This window comes from Komagataeibacter rhaeticus, assembly GCF_011611525.1.
Lineage (GTDB): Bacteria > Pseudomonadota > Alphaproteobacteria > Acetobacterales > Acetobacteraceae > Komagataeibacter > Komagataeibacter rhaeticus.
Genome location: NZ_CP050139.1, coordinates 82,427 through 99,470, shown reverse-complemented (window position 1 = coordinate 99,470; position 17,044 = coordinate 82,427). Strand labels below are relative to the sequence as shown.

The following is a 17,044-nucleotide window of genomic DNA, read 5'->3' as shown; positions in this document are numbered from 1 at the left end:
TTTCAAAAAGGTGACATTGCCTGAGGCTTCCTGAAAAAAGCCTCGCCAGAAACCCTTACAATCCAGACGGCCCCCGGACGGTGGCGTCATCCGTCCGCTCTGGACAGGACCTTCGTAATGACGCGCGTCAGGTGCCAGATCAATGCAAAGGTGCCCACAACCCCTAATATCAGGATGGCGGCATGGACCCAGGAGATGCTTTCACCCGTGACAGACGTGAGACTACGGGCCGTCAGTGCCCCCATGGTGATGTAGCCCAGCAGGGCCGGCAGGGAAGCAAGCGTACCAATGAGGTAGGCCCGCATGGACAGCGAACTCATGCCCAGCGCATAACTGGTAATGGCAAATGGCATGATGGGAGAGAGACGGAACAGGCATGCAATTTTCCACCCCTCGGCAGAAAGAACCCGGTCCAGCCGGTCCAGCCGGGTCCGTTTACACAGGAACCTGTGGATAAGGCCGCGCAGGAAGGTCCGTGACAGGACAAAGGAGATCAGCGCCCCGATCATGGTGGCGGGAGCCGCCAGCAGGAAACCGTCCACAATACCGTAGGCCGCGCCGATACCCATTGCCGTGGCCGAGGCAGGCAGGATGCCGCACAGGGCAACCACAATCTGGATCAGTTCACACGCCAGCCAGCCGCGCCAGGCACTGTCTTCATGAACATTGGTCAGTACAGTCCCGATCACGGCCGCAATGTCATTATAGCGGACAAGAAACAGGATGGCGGCCAGTACGATGAAACCGAAAGCGATGGGTATGATCCTGAAACCGGTGCTGCGGTCTTTTTTCAAGACAGCATCGCATTTGCGGTCATCACCCAGCAACATGTTCATTTCTTGAATATTTTCTCACGGTAAATGCCCATCCGGTTCAACCGGTAGGAGGCGGATGTTTTCAGCACGCCCAGACCGTATTTCACGCTCCGGCGGAAATTGATGGACGAGGCTTCGGCAAAGTAGCGCGTGGGACATGAAATTTCGCCAATGCGGAACCCGGCATTGATGACCTGGGCCAGCATCTGGTTATCGAAGACAAAATCATCCGAGCACTGCTCAAGCGGTATTGTCTCCAGCACTTCGCGGCTCCAGCCACGATACCCGGTATGGTATTCGGACAGCTTGGCATTCATGAGGATGTTCTGCGTCAGCGTCAACGCCCGGTTTGCCACGTATTTGTACAGCGGCATGCCACCCTGCAGCGCCCCCTTGCCCAATATGCGTGAGGCAATGACCCCGTCATAATGCCCCGAAGTCAGCATGGCGGCCATCGCACGGATCAGGCGTGGAGAATACTGATAGTCCGGGTGCAGCATGATGACGATATCCGCACCCCGGGCCAGCGCGCTTTCATAGCACGTTTTCTGGTTGCCGCCGTAGCCACGGTTCGTGTCATGTTCAATCACATGAATGCCAAGCGAACGGGCGAGTTCCGCGGTATTGTCCCTGCTTGCATCGTCAGTCAGGATGATGTCGTCCACAATGTCCCTGGGGATTTCATCATAGGTCTGCTGCAAGGTCTTTCCTGCGTTATATGCGGGCAGAACCACCGCAATGCGCTTACCGTCCATCATAAAAGCTGAAGTTTCCTATCGATAGAACATGAAACCAAGGTCATCCACGCAGATGGTCTATCGTAAACCGCCCTGATTTGACATCTCTTTATGCAGCGCTAGTCGCTGGATGCGACCTGTATTCCAATCATACATCATAAGCATATCAGTCATAAACCATTCCTGTTACTGTCTTATGATGCGACATGCCGTGACGGGCACGGGAATAAGGACCCAACCCCTGGTGCCCGAAGGAATAACGACGAGCAAGCACAAGGATGTGTAGGGTCCATTTCATTGTCAATATGGATTGAAGTAAAGTTACAATAAGAGTAAATGTATCCTAAATACATTCACTTGCAGTTTCATAAAAATAAAGTAAATATTTTTTTAATATTGTTTTGTTTTGTAACGGAAATCATGCCTTCTGAAGGGAATGCTTTTGCAGGACTGGACCGGATAGCACAAGGCCATTCCTGCCCCCTCGCCACTGGACGCAGCCCGTGACGGACAACGGATGCCACGGCTTGCGCGTTATTTCTTTCGCGCGAATACGTGATGGGCAATCATCTGTCCGAACTGCAGCAGTACCTTGCGGTCCATCTTGCTTTCCCCTTCATGGCGCGAACGGAAAACAAACGGCAGTTCGACCACACGCGGCGCGGTCTTCTGCGCCATCAGCATGTCCAGCAGGATCTTGAATCCCGTGCCGGAAAGCCGGGCGACGCAACTGACAAACAGGTCACGCCGCACGGCAAAGAACCCGCTCATCGGGTCACTGATCCGCACCGACAGGAAATGCTGGGCAATGCGGATGCCCGCATCGGACAGGAACAGCCGCCATGCATTGGCAAGGCCGCTGTTATCGCCCCCTTCCACATGCCGGCTGCCGATCGCCACCTCATAACCCTGCTTCTGGATGGCATCGAACATCCGTGCCAGCAGGCGTTCATCATGCTGCATGTCGCCATCCATCACCGCAACCACCGGCGCGGATGACGACAGGACCCCCTCGATCACGGCAGAGGACAGGCCACGACGGCCAACACGCAGGATACCGCGCACGCGGCTGTCCGCCTGCGCCAGGCGCCAGACTTCGCCTATGGTACCATCGGGGGAACTGTCATCAACGAATATGAGTTCCCAGTGCAGATGCGGCAGCGCCCGTTCCACCGCACGGAACAGCGGCTCCACATTCCCGCATTCATTATAGCATGGAATGATGATGCTCAGGGCCGGACCTGATCGGACTGTCCCCCCGTCATACATATCCGGATGCGCGAGGGCTGAAGAAACTGGCATACTCGGTAAAGATCCCGGGGCTTGCATACGGATGGCGGGGCGGCGGATGCGCCATCGACGGATCACACATGACAGGGAACGGGGAATAAAGGATTTCCCGGACCGCTGCAATATCAGGGATATGCGCACCCGCAAACAGAAACAAGCCGGACGCCAAGAGCCTCCGGCTTGCAAATCTGGTCGGAGTGAGAGGATTCGAACCTCCGGCCCCTGCGTCCCGAACACAGTGCTCTACCAGGCTGAGCTACACTCCGTTGCAGGCGGCTATACAAGGCCGCCGGGCTTTAGGCAAGGGGATAAGATGAAAAGATTTACAGCGTCGCCACGGTATCGCGCGCGCCGGCCTGTGCGGGCAGCGCCTCCAGCGCCGCCATAAGCGCGGGTACATCCGGCACGACGGCAAACAGGTCGCGCACGGCGGGGGCCGCAAACCCGTCGGCAATGCAGCCTTCGATCATGGCCAGCAGGGAATCGGCCCATCCCGCGATGTTGACGATATAGATCGGCTTGTCATGCTGGCGCAGCTGCCGCCAAGTCATGATCTCGATCGTCTCGTCAAACGTGCCAAGCCCACCGGGCATGACCACAAAAGCATCGGACAGCGCGAACATGCGCGCCTTGCGGTCATGCATCCCCTCCGTCACGGTCAGGTCGGTCACCCCTTCATGCATGATCTCACGCGAATGCAGGAAGGCGGGAATGATGCCCGTCACCGCCCCGCCCGCGGCAAGGGCCGCGTCCGCCACCGTGCCCATAAGCCCCACATGGCCCCCACCATAGACCAGCCTGATCCCGGCATGCCCCAGCGCGCCCCCCAGCGCGCGGGCCTGCGCGGCATATTCCGGCCGCGAGCCGAAGCGCGACCCACAAAAAACGGCAACGGATCAAATCTGCATCGCCCCAGCTCTGCTCCTTGCAAGAATGTCAGCCAGCCACGCTCAGCGTGACAGGAATTTCAGCACAATGGTCGCACCCACGCCCGCCAACGTAAACAGGGCAGAGGTCACAAACAGCGCGCCATACCCCAGGGTCTGGATGACCAGCCCCAGCAGCGGGCCGGACAGGCCCACCGCGATATCCAGGAAAACGGAGAACGCCCCCAGCGCCGCCCCCCGGTTTTCCGGCCCCACACGCGCCACGGCCAGTACGCCCATGGCCGGAAAGACCAGTGAGAATCCGGCCCCCGTCAGCGCGGCCCCCAGCGCGGCCCCGCCGGGAGAAGCACACTGCCACAGTACCCCCAGACCCAGCGTTTCCACCAGCAGCGAGACAAATGCCACGACCAGCCCGCCCCGCCGGTCGATCTGCCGGGCGAACACGAAACGCATGAGCATGAAGGTCAGGCCAAACCCCGCCAGCGCCATGGCCGCCCCGTTCCAGTTGTTATGGGCATAGAACAGCGCAAGGCAGGCCGAGATCGTGCCAAACCCCACGGACCCGCAGGCCAGCACCAGCCCATGGGGCAGGACGCGCATGAACACCGTGCGGAACGGCATGGGCGGCCCCTTGCCGGGCACCGGGGGCACGGGCGCGTACTGGCGCGCCAGCATGAAACCGAACAGGGTCAGCGCCGCCGAGAGCGCCCCCACCACCGTCAGCCCGCCATAAGGCAGCGGCAGCCCCGCCAGCAGTTGCCCCACCGGCGCGCCAAGGGCAATGCCGCCATAGGATGTCACCCCGTTCCACGAGATCACCTGCGCGGTCCGCGCCGCGCCCACGCGGCCGATGTTCCACATGATCGCGCCCGTCGCGGTCCAGCTTTCCCCCACGCCAAGCAGGATGCGGCTCAGGATCAGCAGCCCGATCGACAGGGCCGCGAAATGCAGCATGACCCCCGACAGCAGAAGCGCCGCCCCCGACAGCGTGCAGACCGCAAGCCCGACCACCACAGTGGGCTTGGCCCCGCGCCGGTCGGCCTGCCGCCCGGCACTGGCGCGCGAGGCAAAGGTGGCCAGGTACTGCAGCGAGACCGCAAGCCCCGCCAGAACCGTGTTGTAGCCCAGCACCTGATGCACAAAGACGGGAATGACCGCCATCGGCAGGCCGATATCGATGTAACACAGGAGGTTGAACAGGACGACGGGCAGTATCCGCCGTGTCGGTGACCCAGATGACGCCTGCTGCCCGGTCATGATACGCTTGCACTCCAGAGTTTGAAAAAAACACAGGCCCTGCCCGGTCGTGGCTGGCGGCCATGCCAGCCAGCGGGCAGAATGCCTGTGGAACGACCCTTGATACCGCTTATGGAAAAAGCTGAAAAAACCAAACCACGCATTCGTTCCCGCACCACAGCACTGTGCATGACGCATGCGGGCATGATGGACACGATCAGGAAGGATGGCGTTTCATGACACAGTCTCCCACCCCGGATGCGGGTGGCTATACAACAGTTTCCACCCGTACCGCCTATGAAAACCCATGGACCCGGCTCCGTGAGGACATCATCATCCGTCCCAACGGCAGGCAGGGCCTGTATGGCGTGGTGGAACGGGGTGATTTTGTCGTGATCCTGCCGTTATGGGACGGGCCGGACGGCCCCCGCGTCACGCTGATCCGCCAGTACCGCTATCCCATCCGACAGCGGATGTGGGAACTGCCCATGGGCATGTGGGAAAATCGCCCCGACGCCACCCCCGAGGACGTGGCGCGCGGCGAACTGCGTGAGGAAACCGGGCTTGTGGCCGAACACATGCGTGACGCCGGGCTGATGTACCAGGGTGCGGGCTACACCACGCAGAAAGGCCGCGCCTTTCTTGCCACCGGCCTGCGCCAGGGACCACACCAGCGCGAGGACACGGAAGAGGACATCACCTGCCACACCGTAACCCTGGCCGAGATGCAGGCCATGATCGTGGATGGCCGGATTACCTGCATGGTCACGATCGCGGCATTCGGGCTGATCCGCGCCCATGGCTGGATCTGACCCCCGGCCGGGCCCGTTCCCTGCAGGGCAGGCCCGGCGCACCGCCTATGCGCGGCGCAGGGGGATAAGGTAGCGCTCCAGCTTGACCCGCAGCGGCATGAGATAGGTGTTCCCCCCCGCCTGCGCCACCGTATCCATCATCTGCCGGGCAAAGGCGATGTTGGCTTCAAGGGTGGGGTCGAAATCATGGGGGAAGATGACGTGATTGGTCGTCTCCCAGTACGAACGTGACCTGGGGCCGATGACGGGCGAGATGCCCCAGAACACGGTCTCCCCCTCCAGCCAGTTCATGCACAGGTCAAGCATGCGCATGTCAAAGATCGGCTGGGTAAAGAACCCCATGGCCCCGGCTTCCTTCTTGCGCTCGATGGCCTGCATTTCCTTGTAGGGCGCGCGGCGGTAGGGGTCGAACGCGGCATAGACATCCAGGTGCGGCGCCTCACGCCGGTAACGGGCAATCACGCTCTCGCTGGTATTGGGATAGGTGCGGTGACGCAGGTCGGTCGGCGGGTCCCCCTCCACAACCAGCACTTCGCGCAGCCCGGGATCATCCGCCCCCGGCAGCGGCGCATCAGGGGCAATGTCGATTGCGCGGACATGCGGCACCACGCGCGGGAAGATGGGGCGGATCAGGCGCGCCGCCTCCCAGCTACGCAGCGGAAAGCGCAGCAGGTCGGGAATATTGATCAGCTGCGCATCGGGGAAATGCTGGCTGACCTCGCCCGCATCGCGCAGCAGGGTTTCCCTGTCACGCGGGATCAGTTCGACAGCCGTCAGGCCCATGGTTCATTCCTTTCCCGGCAGCACGCTTCAGGGCGCGCGCCCTTCCACTATGGTGCGCGCCGCATCCAGCGTATTGCGCAGCAGGCAGGCGATGGTCATCGGTCCTACCCCGCCCGGCACCGGCGTGATCAGCCCCGCATGGGGGGCGACCTCATCAAACTTCACATCCCCCACCAGCCGGGTCCTGCCGCCGGGCAGGCTCACGCGGGAGATACCGACATCGATCACGGTCGCACCGGGCCTGATCCAGTCACCGCGCACCAGTTCGCGCACGCCGGTCGCCACCACCACGATATCGGCCTGCCGGGCAAGGGCCGCCGTATCGCGCGTGTCGATATGCGCCACGGTCACGGTGCAGCCTTCCTGCAGCAGCAGCTGCGCCATGGGCCGGCCAACAAGGTTGGAGGCCCCGATCACCAGCGCGTGCTGGCCCCGCATGTCCCCCACATAATGGCGCAGCAGCAGCAGGCAGCCCAGCGGCGTGCAGGGCACGATTCCCGGCAGGCCCAGCGCCAGCCTGCCGGCATTGACCACGCCCAGCCCGTCCACGTCCTTTTCGGGCACGATGGCATTGGTCACCGCCACCGGGTCCAGCCCGCCGGGCAGGGGCAGCTGTACCAGGATGCCGTGAATTTCGGGGTCGACGTTCAGCCGGGCGATCAGGCCCAGCAGTTCTTCCTGCGATGTGGTGGCAGGCAGCATGTGCATGAACGAGCGCATGCCCGCGCGATGGGTCTGCAGCGCCTTGTTGCGCACATACACCTCGCTGGCGGGATCATTGCCCACCAGCACCACGGCCAGGCCGGGGGTGATGCGGTGCCGGTCATAAAACGCGCTGACCTCGGTTGCGATATCCTGCGTCAGGCGGGCGGCGAATCCCTTGCCATCAATCAGGCGCGCACCCGACGATCCGTGGGCATCGGATAGTGCTGGACCGGTCATCATCCCTCCAAGGCGAACATGGCAATGCGTGCAGATAAGGCAAGATGCCCGTCCGCCACAATCATCGCCCCCCGCTTTTTTGCCCGAAACAGCGAAAAAATGCGCCCGCCCCGGCAGGCATGCACGAAAATGGCCGCGACAGGACTGTCGCGGCCACAAAGCGGGCCATCAGGCTGGCGGGATGTTACTGGTCATCATCATCGGGGCTGGCGGTGTCGGCATCGTCCGCGTTGGGACTGACCGCCACGAACACACTCTGCCCGTTCCGCACGACGCGCAGCAGCACGGAATGGTTGGCCTGCAACGCCTGCCGGATGGCGGAGACGGTGGCACGCGGATTTTCCACCGGCACGTCACCCACCGCCTGGATTACGTCGCCTGCATGGATGCCCGCCTGTTCAGCGGCGGAACCGGGCTGCACGTCGCTCACCACAACGCCACGCACGCTTTCCTCCAGCCCCAGCTGCTGGCGCAGGTCGGGCGTCAGCGGGGCCAGTGTCACGCCCAGTTTCGGGCCCTTGTCGGCATCATGGGTGGTATCGCCCACCGTGCCATCGGCCGTGCCGCCCTTGCCCAGGGTGGAGATCAGCACGCTGGCCGTCTGCGGCTTGTTGTTGCGCAGGTAGGAAAGCGTGGCCTTCGTGCCCGGCACGATGGTCGCCACCTTGACCGCCAGCGTATGCGGGGTGTCGATCGGCTGGCCATTCAGCTCGGTCACGACGTCACCCGCCTTCAGTCCCGCCTTTTCCGCCGGGCTGCCCGCGCTGACGCTGGCCACCAGCGCGCCGGTTGCCGGCGCCCCCGTGGCAGAGGGCTTCATGCCAAGCGCGCTGGCCATGGACGGCGTGATGGCCTGCGCCGTCACGCCAAGGTAGCCGCGCGTGACATGGCCGGTCTTTTCAAGCTGATCGACAATGTTCTTGACCGTGTCGGACGGAATGGCAAAGCCGATACCGATCGACCCGCCGGAAGGAGACAGGATGGCGGTATTCACCCCCACCACCTTGCCATCCTGCGTGAACAGCGGGCCACCCGAGTTGCCACGGTTGATGGGGGCATCGACCTGGATGAAGGAATCGTAGGGACCATCACCGATATCACGCCCGCGGGCGGAGACGATACCCGCCGTGACCGTGCCGCCAAGCCCGTAGGGATTACCCACGGCCACGACCCATTCACCCGGCTCGACCTTGTCGGAATCACCCAGTTCGATGAAGCGCAGCTTGCCCGAGGGGGAGACCTTGAGCAGGGCGATGTCGGTCTTGGAATCGCGGCCCACGATCTTGGCGGGGAGCGCCGTGCCATCATCAAGCGTCACGGTGACCTTGGTCGCACCCTTGACCACATGGTTGTTGGTCACGACATAGCCATCGGGAGAGATGACGAAGCCCGAGCCACGCGCCTCCACGGTGCGGTGGGCCTGCTGGGGCATCATCTGGAAGGGAAAGGGGAACGGGAAGCCACCGGGCATGCCACCGGGACCACCATCCTCGCCCGTATCGGCATCCTTGATGCGTGCCGTAATGGAGACCACGGCCGGTTTGACCTGCTTGACCAGATGCACGAAGTTCGGCAGCTGCTGGATCTGGGTATCAGGGTGGATGGCCCCGGTATCATCCGCGCGCACCGGGGGGGCTGCAAGCAGGCAGCCGCCCGCGACCGTGCCGACAACCAGCGAAGCCAGCAACCTGCTGCGAAACCGGCGGGAAGTGAGGGTGTTCGACCGCAATACGTCTGACATGGCATCCCTGAACATGATGGTCCTGCTTAAAACTCGAAACATACGGGCGGGACTGGCCGCCGTGGCTTACAGTCCCATCCCCTGCATTGTGCCGCAAGAGAGCCGACCCGTGTTATACCGTTGCATGACAAATAGGTTAGGCACGCAGCTGGCGGAAGAAGTCCTGCAGCAGCGTGCCCGCCTCACGCTCACGCACGCCACCCACCGTTTCAGGCCGGTGCAGGCAGCGCGGGTGCGTGAACAGGCGTGGTCCATGCTCCACCCCGCCGCCCTTGGGGTCATAGGCCCCGAACACGATCCGCCCCATGCGGAAATGGATGGCGGCCGCGGCACACATCGGGCACGGCTCCAGCGTGACATACAGCGTGCAGTCCACCAGCCGCGCGCCGCCACGCAGGCGGGTTGCCGCGCGCATCACCTGCATTTCCGCATGGGCGGAGGGGTCATGGCATGCCTCCACCCGGTTGCCCGCGCGTGCCAGCAGCCGCCCCCCCGGCCCCGCCAGGGCCGCGCCAACCGGCACCTCCCCCCGCGCCGCGGCGGCACGGGCTTCCTCCATCGCGATATCCATGAAATCTGCCGGACGGAAACATGAACCACTCATGCCCGGCACGATACCAGCGCCCCGTACGCCGGCAAGATGCGAAGCCTGCCCGGAGACCGGAGCTGACAATTTTTTTTCTGGATCAATGCCACGTCAACCTGTCACCATACGTTACAGGCCGGTAGCCACGCTGGAGTCCGCACGCCAGCACACAGGACGCCAGCACACAGGGAAACACAGGTCGGGGCACCGGCCGTGACGCCGGTAGCCACCGACCCTTCGGGAAGGACAGGGTCATGCATACGCTCACGCTTGTTCTTGCCACGGCCGCCATAGTGGCGGGCATGGCCACGTCGGACGGTCTACGCGCCCCCCGGAGCCAGCCAGAGGAAGGCTGCGTGCTGACCTGCATGCTGCATGCCCGCACACACTGAACGCCAGCACGGGCCTGATGGATGGTGCGAAAGCCTGCCTGCAAGACCTTATGGAAACATGAAGATTTCCCGCTCTCCCGTTTCCGCGGAAATGGGGCAGCGGGGTCCCTGCATTTTCCATCAATGGATCAGTGCGGGGTGAGCGCCTAATCCCCGGTCCGGCTCATCAGGACCTCACGCCGCCCGATATGGTTGGGACCACTGACACGCCCTTCCCTTTCCATCTGCCCGATCATCCTGGCGGCGCAGGAATAGCTGACCGGCAGAAGGCGCTGGAGGAAGGAAGCCGATGCCTTGTTCTCACGCGCCACGATGGCAACCGCCCGCGCATAGAGCGCGTCCGTATAGGTCTCATCCTCCGTCTGGTCGGGATCGATGACCGCCGCATGGGTGATGGCACGCGGACCGGTCCTGCCCATGGCGGGCTGGGGCAGTTCATTCACGGTCACGATGCGCCACCCTTCCGGAAGGCGTTCGATAATGCTGAGCGACAGGTTCTGGATGGAAAAATGCAGTGCCGTATCGGCATGAATCCGCAGGGCATGGGCCAGCGCGCCCCGAATGGCCCCACCATGACTGACCACAACCATGTCCTGCCCCGCATGGCGGGCGGCCAGACGGTCAAGGCACGCCCCCACACGGGCACAGACCTGCACCATGCTTTCGCCCTGCGGCGGCTGTTCGGTCGCACTGACGGACCAGAACGGATGGGCGGGCAGGTTCAGCCTTTCGGGCAGGGTATGGTGTTCAATCCCGTGCCATTCCCCCAGTGACTGCTCGATCAGGTCCGGTTCGACATGCAGTTCGTGCTGCCCGTAACCCGCTTCCTGTATGGCGCGCGCCGTATGCTGCGTGCGCGACAGGGGCGAGGTGAACCACAGCGCCGGATGCGGCAGGCGGCGCGCCAGGGCGGCATACATCCAGCGCTGGGTCTTCAGGCTGTCAGGACACAGGGCCACATCCATCGTGCCATACAGCCGCATGCGGGCATTCTGTTCCACCAGCGCGTGCCGGATCAGCCAGAAACGGGTCACACCTTTCTGCAACTGGGGGGTATCAAGAAAATTGCCGTGATTGGTTTGTTTGCTCACGCTTGAAATCCATCGGGTATGAAAATGCGGGAAAATTTCAGGCAGGCAGGATGGCCTGTGCCTGCCAGCCGCGTGGCAGGTAGGTCTGGACCGGGGCAGCATGGCCCAGACGGGACCAGTGGCGCAGGATCAGGCTGATCTTGGCCAGGATCTGGCCGACATTGCGGACTTCGCGCCCAAGCCGTTCGGTGGGGTCCATGCCCGCATGCGACGGCTCGCCCGAAACAAGCCGTGCCCCGGCTGAAATGCGCAGCGCCCCCGCAACCGCACCGGGCAGGTTGGGATGGGCCAGTGGCACCGGCTGGCCCACATGGCACAGCACGGCGGCAAGGACAGCATCGGGGTCATCCGCCGGAACCAGATCGGACAGGTCGGTATTGAGCCAGGCGTAAAGCTGGCGTGCCTGTGGCAGGGCCAGCGGGCGGAAGGTTTCACCCGTGCTGCCGGGTGCGCGGACAAAAAAGCTCAGTATGGTGGGCAGGCAGTCCCAGGCATTGTCCAGCACGGGCCGCGCGGGGGCCACGGGGGGCAGCAGTTCCAGCGCGGGGTCCGCCGTAATCCGGCCCGCGACGGCGGTCAGGAACCCCTGCAGCCGGTCATGGATCAGGGCACGGGGAATGGCGCTTAACGCCGCCATTTCCGCCAGGGCCGCCTGCCAGCGCAGGATCAGGCCGATATTGTGCCCCTGCGGCAGCACGTCACAGGCGCGCCCCACGGGCCAGGCGTGGCGGTAGCTGTAATCCCCCAGGCCTACGGGAAGCGGGCGGGCGCCATCCAGCCTGCGCCGGACACCGGCAGGCAGCAGCAATGCGCCGCAGAACGGCGGGCCGGTAAAGAATTTGGAGCCTGTCACCATGACCATCCACCCCATGTCCAGATAGGCCCGCACGCGCAGCGGGTCCAGCCGGGCCTGACAGGCATCCACCACCACGTCAGGGGGGCAGGCTTCACCGGCCTGCGGTGCGCAGGCATGCTCCAGGGCCGCAAGGCCAGGGGCCAGCAGGCCGGTCTTGGACAGGTCCAGACGGTGCAGCAGCACATGCCGGCCCGCGCGCCGCATCCGCCATGTCAGGCGGCAGGTCTCGGCATCCACATCCGCAGGCGGGCGCACATGGCCCGCCCCGTCGCGCATGGGCACGTTGATGACAAGGGTATCTTCCGCAAACCCCGCGATCCGCGCGCCCCTGGTCACCCGATGGCCCAGCGCGGTATCGTTGGCGAAATGACAGCCCATGGCGGCCAGCGGCACGCCGCTGCCGGTTTCCTCGGGGGCCAGCAGGATATTGCTGACCGGGCGGCCACCCGGCGCCAGACCCGCCAGCGCCAGTGCATACAGTTCACAGTCCGTGCCCGAGGGCGCAAGGACCACCCCCTCATCCCCCGTCAGGCCGAAATGCGCCGCGATCCGGGCCTGTATGTCGCCATCAAGCTGGCGCGCCGTGGCATCGCCCCTGCCCTGCAATGCGCCTGCCAGCAATGACAGCCGTGCCGTCTCCGCCCCGGCAAATCCCCGTTCGGACAGCGAGGACGCCGTAGAGGACGCAAAGGTGATGGCCCATGGCCGGGGCCGGTGCGAACAGCCATAATGGTTGAGGCCGGTCGCCGCATCCACGGCCAGCCGGGCGTCGCCCCCCGTGGCCATGAGATTCTCGGTCGGGCCCAGCATGGGCCACAGCGCCAGCAGGCGGGCATGAAGGGCCACAAAGGAATCGGGAGCGACATCATGGTCCGGGGCCGGTTGCAAAGGGGCAAGCAGGGGCCAGATCAGGCGCAGCGCTCCGGGCGTGGGCACATCGGCCCGCGCCATCTCCGGCACCCATGCGGCAGGCGCGTCGGTATCCGCCCGGCCGGTATCCAGATACCAGAACAGGGCCGCCGTGCGGGCGGCGCAGAAGGCGGCGCACAGGGCATTATGGGGAGCCAGTTCCAGCAGGGGCGCCAGTTCAAGGGCATGACGCAGGAAGAAGGCCGTCTCCTCCTGCTGGCCCTGCGCGGGCAGTCCCAGCACGATGGCGCCACCGGGCAGGATGCGGAAAGGAAGGTCGAGCGCCGGGTCCAGCATGATCTGCCGTCCGCCCGCGATCACCCGCAGGTCGGGCCGTTCCAGAACACGCAGCAGCTCCTGCGTCAATGTGTGGGCAAACACCGTGTTGCTTCCTTTTCCACGTTGCCGGGCGGAACGGCCCAGCCGGCCTGTGCCATCAGGCGGTCCATATGCGCGGGCGGCATGGCCATGGCATGCACGGGAACGTCCAGTGGCAGGTGGATGCTCCGGCTCATCAGGTGTAGCGCCCCCGCCGCCCGCGCGCCATAGCGGGCATCACCCAGTATGGGACAGCCAAGGGCGGCACAATGGGCGCGGGCCTGATGGGTGCGCCCGGTTTCCAGCACCAGTTCCAGCCAGCTTATGGGGTTGCCCGCCCCGTCCTGTCCCGTGGCAAGGGTGCGCCAGCGCGTGCGCGCGGGCTGGCCACCGCGGGCCGTCACCTGCATGCGCCACTGCCGTCCCTGTTCCACACGCGCAAGCGGGGCATCCACCGTGCCGGAAGGGCCAGCGGGCATGCCCTGCACGATGGCCCAGTACGTCTTGCGCGCCCGCCCTGCCGCAAAGCATTCCTGTGCCGCGACAAGGGCCTGCTTGCGCAGCGCCACCACAAGGCAGCCCGCCGTGTCCTGATCCAGCCGGTGGGCCAGCCACGGGCCGTTGCGGTGCCGGGAAATCAGGGGGAACCAGTCCTCGACACTGGGGCCGCCCGCGCGCGCCGGATGCACCGGCAGGCCGGGCGGCTTGTCCAGCACGATGAACCGGCTGTCATGGTACAGGACCGCGCATGGCAGGGAACGGGCAGGCGGCACGGAACCACGCGGGCGGGCGGGCGCGGTCATTCGTCTTCCGTGGTACGCCGCATGAGCACTTCACGCCGCCCGACATGGTTGGCCTCGCTTACCAGACCCTCCTTTTCCATCTGCTCGATGATCTTGGCGGCACGATTGTAGCCGATCGAGAGATGGCGCTGGATGAAGGATGTCGAGGCCTTGCCTTCGCGCGCCACGACCTCGACCGCCTGGGCAAACAGGCCATCTTCCTCCGCCCCGCCTGCGGGGGCGGAGAAAGGCTTGCCGGAACTGTCTTCCTCCTGCGGGGAGATGACATCGTCATCATAGATCGGCTCACCCTGCGTGCGCAGGAAGGCGACCACGGCCTCGACCTCGCTGTCATCCACGAATGGCCCGTGCACACGCGTGATCCGGCCGCCCGCCTGCATGAACAGCATGTCACCCCGCCCGAGAAGCTGCTCGGCCCCCTGCTCGCCCAGGATGGTGCGGCTGTCGAACTTGCTGATGACCTGAAAGGAAATACGGGTGGGAAAGTTCGCCTTGATGGTGCCGGTAATCACATCGACCGACGGCCGCTGGGTGGCCAGGATCAGATGGATGCCCGCCGCGCGTGCCTTCTGCGCCAGGCGCTGCAGCAGGGCCTCGATCTCCTTGCCCGCCACGATCATGAGATCGGCCATCTCATCCACCACGATGACGAGATAGGCCAGCGAGTCCAGCGCAAGCTGCTGTTCCTCGAAGGTGGGCTTGCCGGTTTCGGGGTCGTAGCCGGTCTGGACGCGGCGGGTCACGATCTCGCCACGCGCGCGCGCTTCGGCCACGCGTTCGTTATAGCTGGCGATGTTGCGGACCTGCAGATGGGCCATGGCGCGGTAACGGCGGTCCATCTCGCGCACCGCCCATTTCAGGGCCGCAACCGCCTTGGCCGGTTCCGTCACCACCGGCGTCATGAGATGGGGAATGCCTTCATAGATCGAGAGTTCAAGGATCTTGGGATCGATCAGGATCAGGCGGCACTGCTCGGGTGACAGGCGGTAAAGCAGTGACAGGATCATGGAGTTCACGCCCACCGACTTGCCCGAACCGGTGGTGCCCGCGATCAGCAGGTGCGGCATGGCGCCCAGATCGCTGTAGACCGATTCGCCCGCGATATCCTTGCCCAGCGCCAGATTGAGCCGGTTGCGCGAATGCGCCCATTGCGGGTCCTGCAGCAGTTCGGAGAAATAGACCGTCTCACGCCGTGCGTTGGGCACCTCGATCCCGATCACGTTGCGCCCCGGCACGGTGGCGATCCGCACGCTGAGCACCGAGAGCGAACGCGCCACGTCATCCGCCAGACCGATGACGCGGGCCGCGCGGATCCCGGCGGCGGGCTGGAGTTCATACAGCGTGACGACGGGGCCTGCGTGATAGGCCACGATCTCCCCCTGCACGCCATATTCGGACAGCACGGTCACAAGATGCGTGGCGTTGGCCTGGAGCAGTTCCTCGGTCGGTTTGGTCGCGGCATCGGATGGCGGCGGCCTGAGCAGCGACAGCGGCGGGAACTGCCATTCCGGCTGCGGGGGCGGGGTGTAGCTTTCCTCCTCCACGGAGGGCACGGTCGGCGGAGGGACGTATTCCTCCGGCCCGGCCTGGGGATCTTCGGCCTGACGGCCGCCCCCACCGGAAAACAGGCGCGACAGGAAGGTCGGCCGCGCGGGTTCGGGCGCGGCTACCGGCAGGTCGTCCTCGTCCTCGGGCGTGACGATGAAGGGCTTCGTCCCGGTTACGGGCGGTTCTTCATGCCACGGCGCACGATCCGAGGTGGGGGTGGGCACAGGCCCCCCCATGAGCAGCGGCGCGGAGACATCTTCATCCATGCCCGGTGGATGCATCCAACTGGTCTGGAGCGAAACCTGCGCCGGCCGCGCGCCATCCGTCTTGCGGGCTGGCAGGGTCCCGGGCTGTTCCTGTGACCCGGCCAAGGCTATGGACCTGTCCTCGGGCGCGGATACGGCTTTTGCTGGTGGCCTGCCCTCCAGCGGCATCATGGCGGTGCCGGGCGTGGGCGGGGTGGGTACGGGCGCGCGCTCCTGCCGGGGCGTACGGAACAGCGACGTTCCCGGCCCGCCCGGGCCTTCCCCCGCCCCGGCATCGGCTTCAGCGCCGCGTGTCAGATAATCCGGATAGGCCGCCGCGGGGGCTTCATCATGCGCAGGCCGGGTCCGGCCCTTCATGTGCCGCAGCCACCCTGCCAGCGCCATGGGCTGGCGCAGGACGAAACGGATGCCCCGGCCCATCGCCTTCCATTCGGACAGCGAAAGCGCCATGGCCAGCAGCAGCAGCAGCCCGCCAAGGACCAGCCCGAGCAGCCAGACCAGCAGCGGCCCCCAGTGCCCCATGAACACGGTCGCGGCCTGGATGGACATATGCGCCACCGACAGGCCGACCGCCCCCCCCACCCCGGCATCGGTTGGCCAGAGCGGGGCATGCAGGCCCGGCAGCAGCAGGGGCAGGGCCGCGATATCCGCCGCGATGACCGGCAGGCCGCATATAAGGGCGATGAACCGCAGCATGGCCGAGGCCAGCCCGTGGTGGCGGATCAGCCGCCAGCCCCATGCCAGCAGGCAGAAAATGGCCAGCATGCCCACGATCCCGAAATCCTGGAGCATGAAGTCGGCCATGTAGGCACCCGGCCTGCCCAGCAGGTTGGCCGGTGCCTGCCCGCTGGCGGTATTGGCCGACGGATCGCGCGGGTCATAGCTCCATAATGCCATGGCAAGGCATAGCGCCACGATCCACAGCCCAAGCCCACCCGCTTCCGCCAACCGTTCGCGCAGGCGCGAGCGCACCGGGCCGGAGGAAAGCGAGTCAGGGACAAAACGGCTGAAGATCGCCAAAAATCCATATCC

General features: G+C 64.7%; 14 protein-coding genes, 1 tRNA gene and 2 pseudogenes. 2 read left to right on the top strand and 15 right to left on the bottom strand.

Features of this window, described 5'->3' with window-relative positions; all coding sequences use genetic code 11:
* Positions 1-86: 86 nt before the first annotated feature.
* The 6 genes and pseudogenes from GWK63_RS00435 to GWK63_RS00410 form a co-directional block, all read right to left on the bottom strand.
* Positions 87-794 carry a TVP38/TMEM64 family protein gene (locus GWK63_RS00435; RefSeq protein WP_223846597.1) on the bottom strand — a complete coding sequence of 236 codons (708 nt, stop codon included), beginning with the start codon at positions 792-794 and terminating at the stop codon, positions 87-89.
* Between the two features lie 38 nt (positions 795-832).
* Positions 833-1,573 (bottom strand): glycosyltransferase family 2 protein, encoded by a 741-nt coding sequence (locus tag GWK63_RS00430; protein WP_007397136.1) that lies wholly within the window; start codon positions 1,571-1,573, stop codon positions 833-835.
* A 513-nt stretch (positions 1,574-2,086) separates the two neighbouring features.
* On the bottom strand, positions 2,087-2,746 hold the full coding sequence (locus GWK63_RS00425) for a polyprenol monophosphomannose synthase (RefSeq protein WP_007397137.1): 660 nt from the start codon (positions 2,744-2,746) through the stop codon (positions 2,087-2,089).
* 285 nt (positions 2,747-3,031) lie between these two features.
* A tRNA-Pro gene (locus GWK63_RS00420) sits at positions 3,032-3,108 on the bottom strand.
* 57 nt (positions 3,109-3,165) lie between these two features.
* Positions 3,166-3,738, bottom strand: a pseudogene (locus tag GWK63_RS00415) (LOG family protein); the annotation flags it as partial.
* Between the two features lie 54 nt (positions 3,739-3,792).
* Positions 3,793-4,986 (bottom strand): MFS transporter, encoded by a 1,194-nt coding sequence (locus GWK63_RS00410; protein WP_007397140.1) that lies wholly within the window; start codon positions 4,984-4,986, stop codon positions 3,793-3,795.
* A 215-nt stretch (positions 4,987-5,201) separates the two neighbouring features.
* On the opposite strand from GWK63_RS00410, the gene GWK63_RS00405 reads away from it, so the two are divergent.
* Positions 5,202-5,777, top strand: coding sequence for an NUDIX domain-containing protein (locus GWK63_RS00405; RefSeq protein ID WP_007397142.1), 576 nt, complete (start codon positions 5,202-5,204; stop codon positions 5,775-5,777).
* Between the two features lie 45 nt (positions 5,778-5,822).
* Here GWK63_RS00405 and GWK63_RS00400 read toward each other — a convergent pair whose 3' ends face one another.
* From GWK63_RS00400 to GWK63_RS00385, 4 genes are all read right to left on the bottom strand, one after another.
* A complete protein-coding gene (locus GWK63_RS00400; RefSeq protein ID WP_007397143.1) occupies positions 5,823-6,560 on the bottom strand; it encodes a methylenetetrahydrofolate reductase in 738 nt (245 codons plus the stop codon).
* Between the two features lie 27 nt (positions 6,561-6,587).
* Positions 6,588-7,502, bottom strand: coding sequence for a bifunctional methylenetetrahydrofolate dehydrogenase/methenyltetrahydrofolate cyclohydrolase FolD (gene folD / locus GWK63_RS00395; RefSeq protein ID WP_034927234.1), 915 nt, complete (start codon positions 7,500-7,502; stop codon positions 6,588-6,590).
* A 184-nt stretch (positions 7,503-7,686) separates the two neighbouring features.
* Positions 7,687-9,258: a Do family serine endopeptidase gene (locus GWK63_RS00390; RefSeq protein ID WP_034927231.1), complete on the bottom strand. Its 1,572-nt coding sequence runs from the start codon at positions 9,256-9,258 to the stop codon at positions 7,687-7,689.
* Between the two features lie 121 nt (positions 9,259-9,379).
* Positions 9,380-9,847, bottom strand: a complete 468-nt coding sequence (locus GWK63_RS00385) for a nucleoside deaminase (RefSeq protein WP_099963278.1) — start codon at positions 9,845-9,847, stop codon at positions 9,380-9,382.
* 236 nt (positions 9,848-10,083) lie between these two features.
* Between GWK63_RS00385 and GWK63_RS17020 the strand changes: the two genes are divergently transcribed.
* Positions 10,084-10,221 (top strand): hypothetical protein, encoded by a 138-nt coding sequence (locus GWK63_RS17020; protein WP_007397149.1) that lies wholly within the window; start codon positions 10,084-10,086, stop codon positions 10,219-10,221.
* Between the two features lie 146 nt (positions 10,222-10,367).
* Here the strand turns inward: GWK63_RS17020 and GWK63_RS17140 are convergent, their stop codons facing one another.
* From GWK63_RS17140 to GWK63_RS00360, 5 genes and pseudogenes are all read right to left on the bottom strand, one after another.
* Positions 10,368-10,640: a DNA translocase FtsK gene (locus GWK63_RS17140; protein ID WP_223846724.1), complete on the bottom strand. Its 273-nt coding sequence runs from the start codon at positions 10,638-10,640 to the stop codon at positions 10,368-10,370.
* 9 nt (positions 10,641-10,649) lie between these two features.
* A pseudogene (locus GWK63_RS00375) lies at positions 10,650-11,312 on the bottom strand (histidine phosphatase family protein); the annotation flags it as partial.
* 37 nt (positions 11,313-11,349) lie between these two features.
* Positions 11,350-13,458 carry a hypothetical protein gene (locus GWK63_RS00370; RefSeq protein WP_007397151.1) on the bottom strand — a complete coding sequence of 703 codons (2,109 nt, stop codon included), beginning with the start codon at positions 13,456-13,458 and terminating at the stop codon, positions 11,350-11,352.
* Positions 13,440-14,198, bottom strand: a complete 759-nt coding sequence (locus tag GWK63_RS00365; RefSeq protein ID WP_050800555.1) for an RluA family pseudouridine synthase — start codon at positions 14,196-14,198, stop codon at positions 13,440-13,442. The genes GWK63_RS00370 and GWK63_RS00365 overlap by 19 nt, the downstream gene beginning before the upstream one ends.
* A complete protein-coding gene (locus GWK63_RS00360; RefSeq protein WP_099963279.1) occupies positions 14,195-17,032 on the bottom strand; it encodes a DNA translocase FtsK in 2,838 nt (945 codons plus the stop codon). Before GWK63_RS00360 ends, GWK63_RS00365 begins: the two co-directional genes overlap by 4 nt.
* Positions 17,033-17,044: the final 12 nt, after the last annotated feature.

What these genes read in the sequence shown, in the direction of transcription:
- folD (WP_034927234.1), bottom strand. Translation starts at nt 7,502, where the DNA reads ATGACCGGTCCAGCACTATCCGATGCCCACGGATCGTCGGGTGCGCGC.
- GWK63_RS00385 (WP_099963278.1), bottom strand. Translation starts at nt 9,847, where the DNA reads ATGAGTGGTTCATGTTTCCGTCCGGCAGATTTCATGGATATCGCGATG.
- GWK63_RS00410 (WP_007397140.1), bottom strand. Translation starts at nt 4,986, where the DNA reads ATGACCGGGCAGCAGGCGTCATCTGGGTCACCGACACGGCGGATACTG.
- GWK63_RS00405 (WP_007397142.1), top strand. Translation starts at nt 5,202, where the DNA reads ATGACACAGTCTCCCACCCCGGATGCGGGTGGCTATACAACAGTTTCC.
- GWK63_RS17020 (WP_007397149.1), top strand. Translation starts at nt 10,084, where the DNA reads ATGCATACGCTCACGCTTGTTCTTGCCACGGCCGCCATAGTGGCGGGC.
- GWK63_RS17140 (WP_223846724.1), bottom strand. Translation starts at nt 10,640, where the DNA reads ATGGGCAGGACCGGTCCGCGTGCCATCACCCATGCGGCGGTCATCGAT.
- GWK63_RS00390 (WP_034927231.1), bottom strand. Translation starts at nt 9,258, where the DNA reads ATGTTCAGGGATGCCATGTCAGACGTATTGCGGTCGAACACCCTCACT.
- GWK63_RS00365 (WP_050800555.1), bottom strand. Translation starts at nt 14,198, where the DNA reads ATGACCGCGCCCGCCCGCCCGCGTGGTTCCGTGCCGCCTGCCCGTTCC.
- GWK63_RS00400 (WP_007397143.1), bottom strand. Translation starts at nt 6,560, where the DNA reads ATGGGCCTGACGGCTGTCGAACTGATCCCGCGTGACAGGGAAACCCTG.
- GWK63_RS00430 (WP_007397136.1), bottom strand. Translation starts at nt 1,573, where the DNA reads ATGATGGACGGTAAGCGCATTGCGGTGGTTCTGCCCGCATATAACGCA.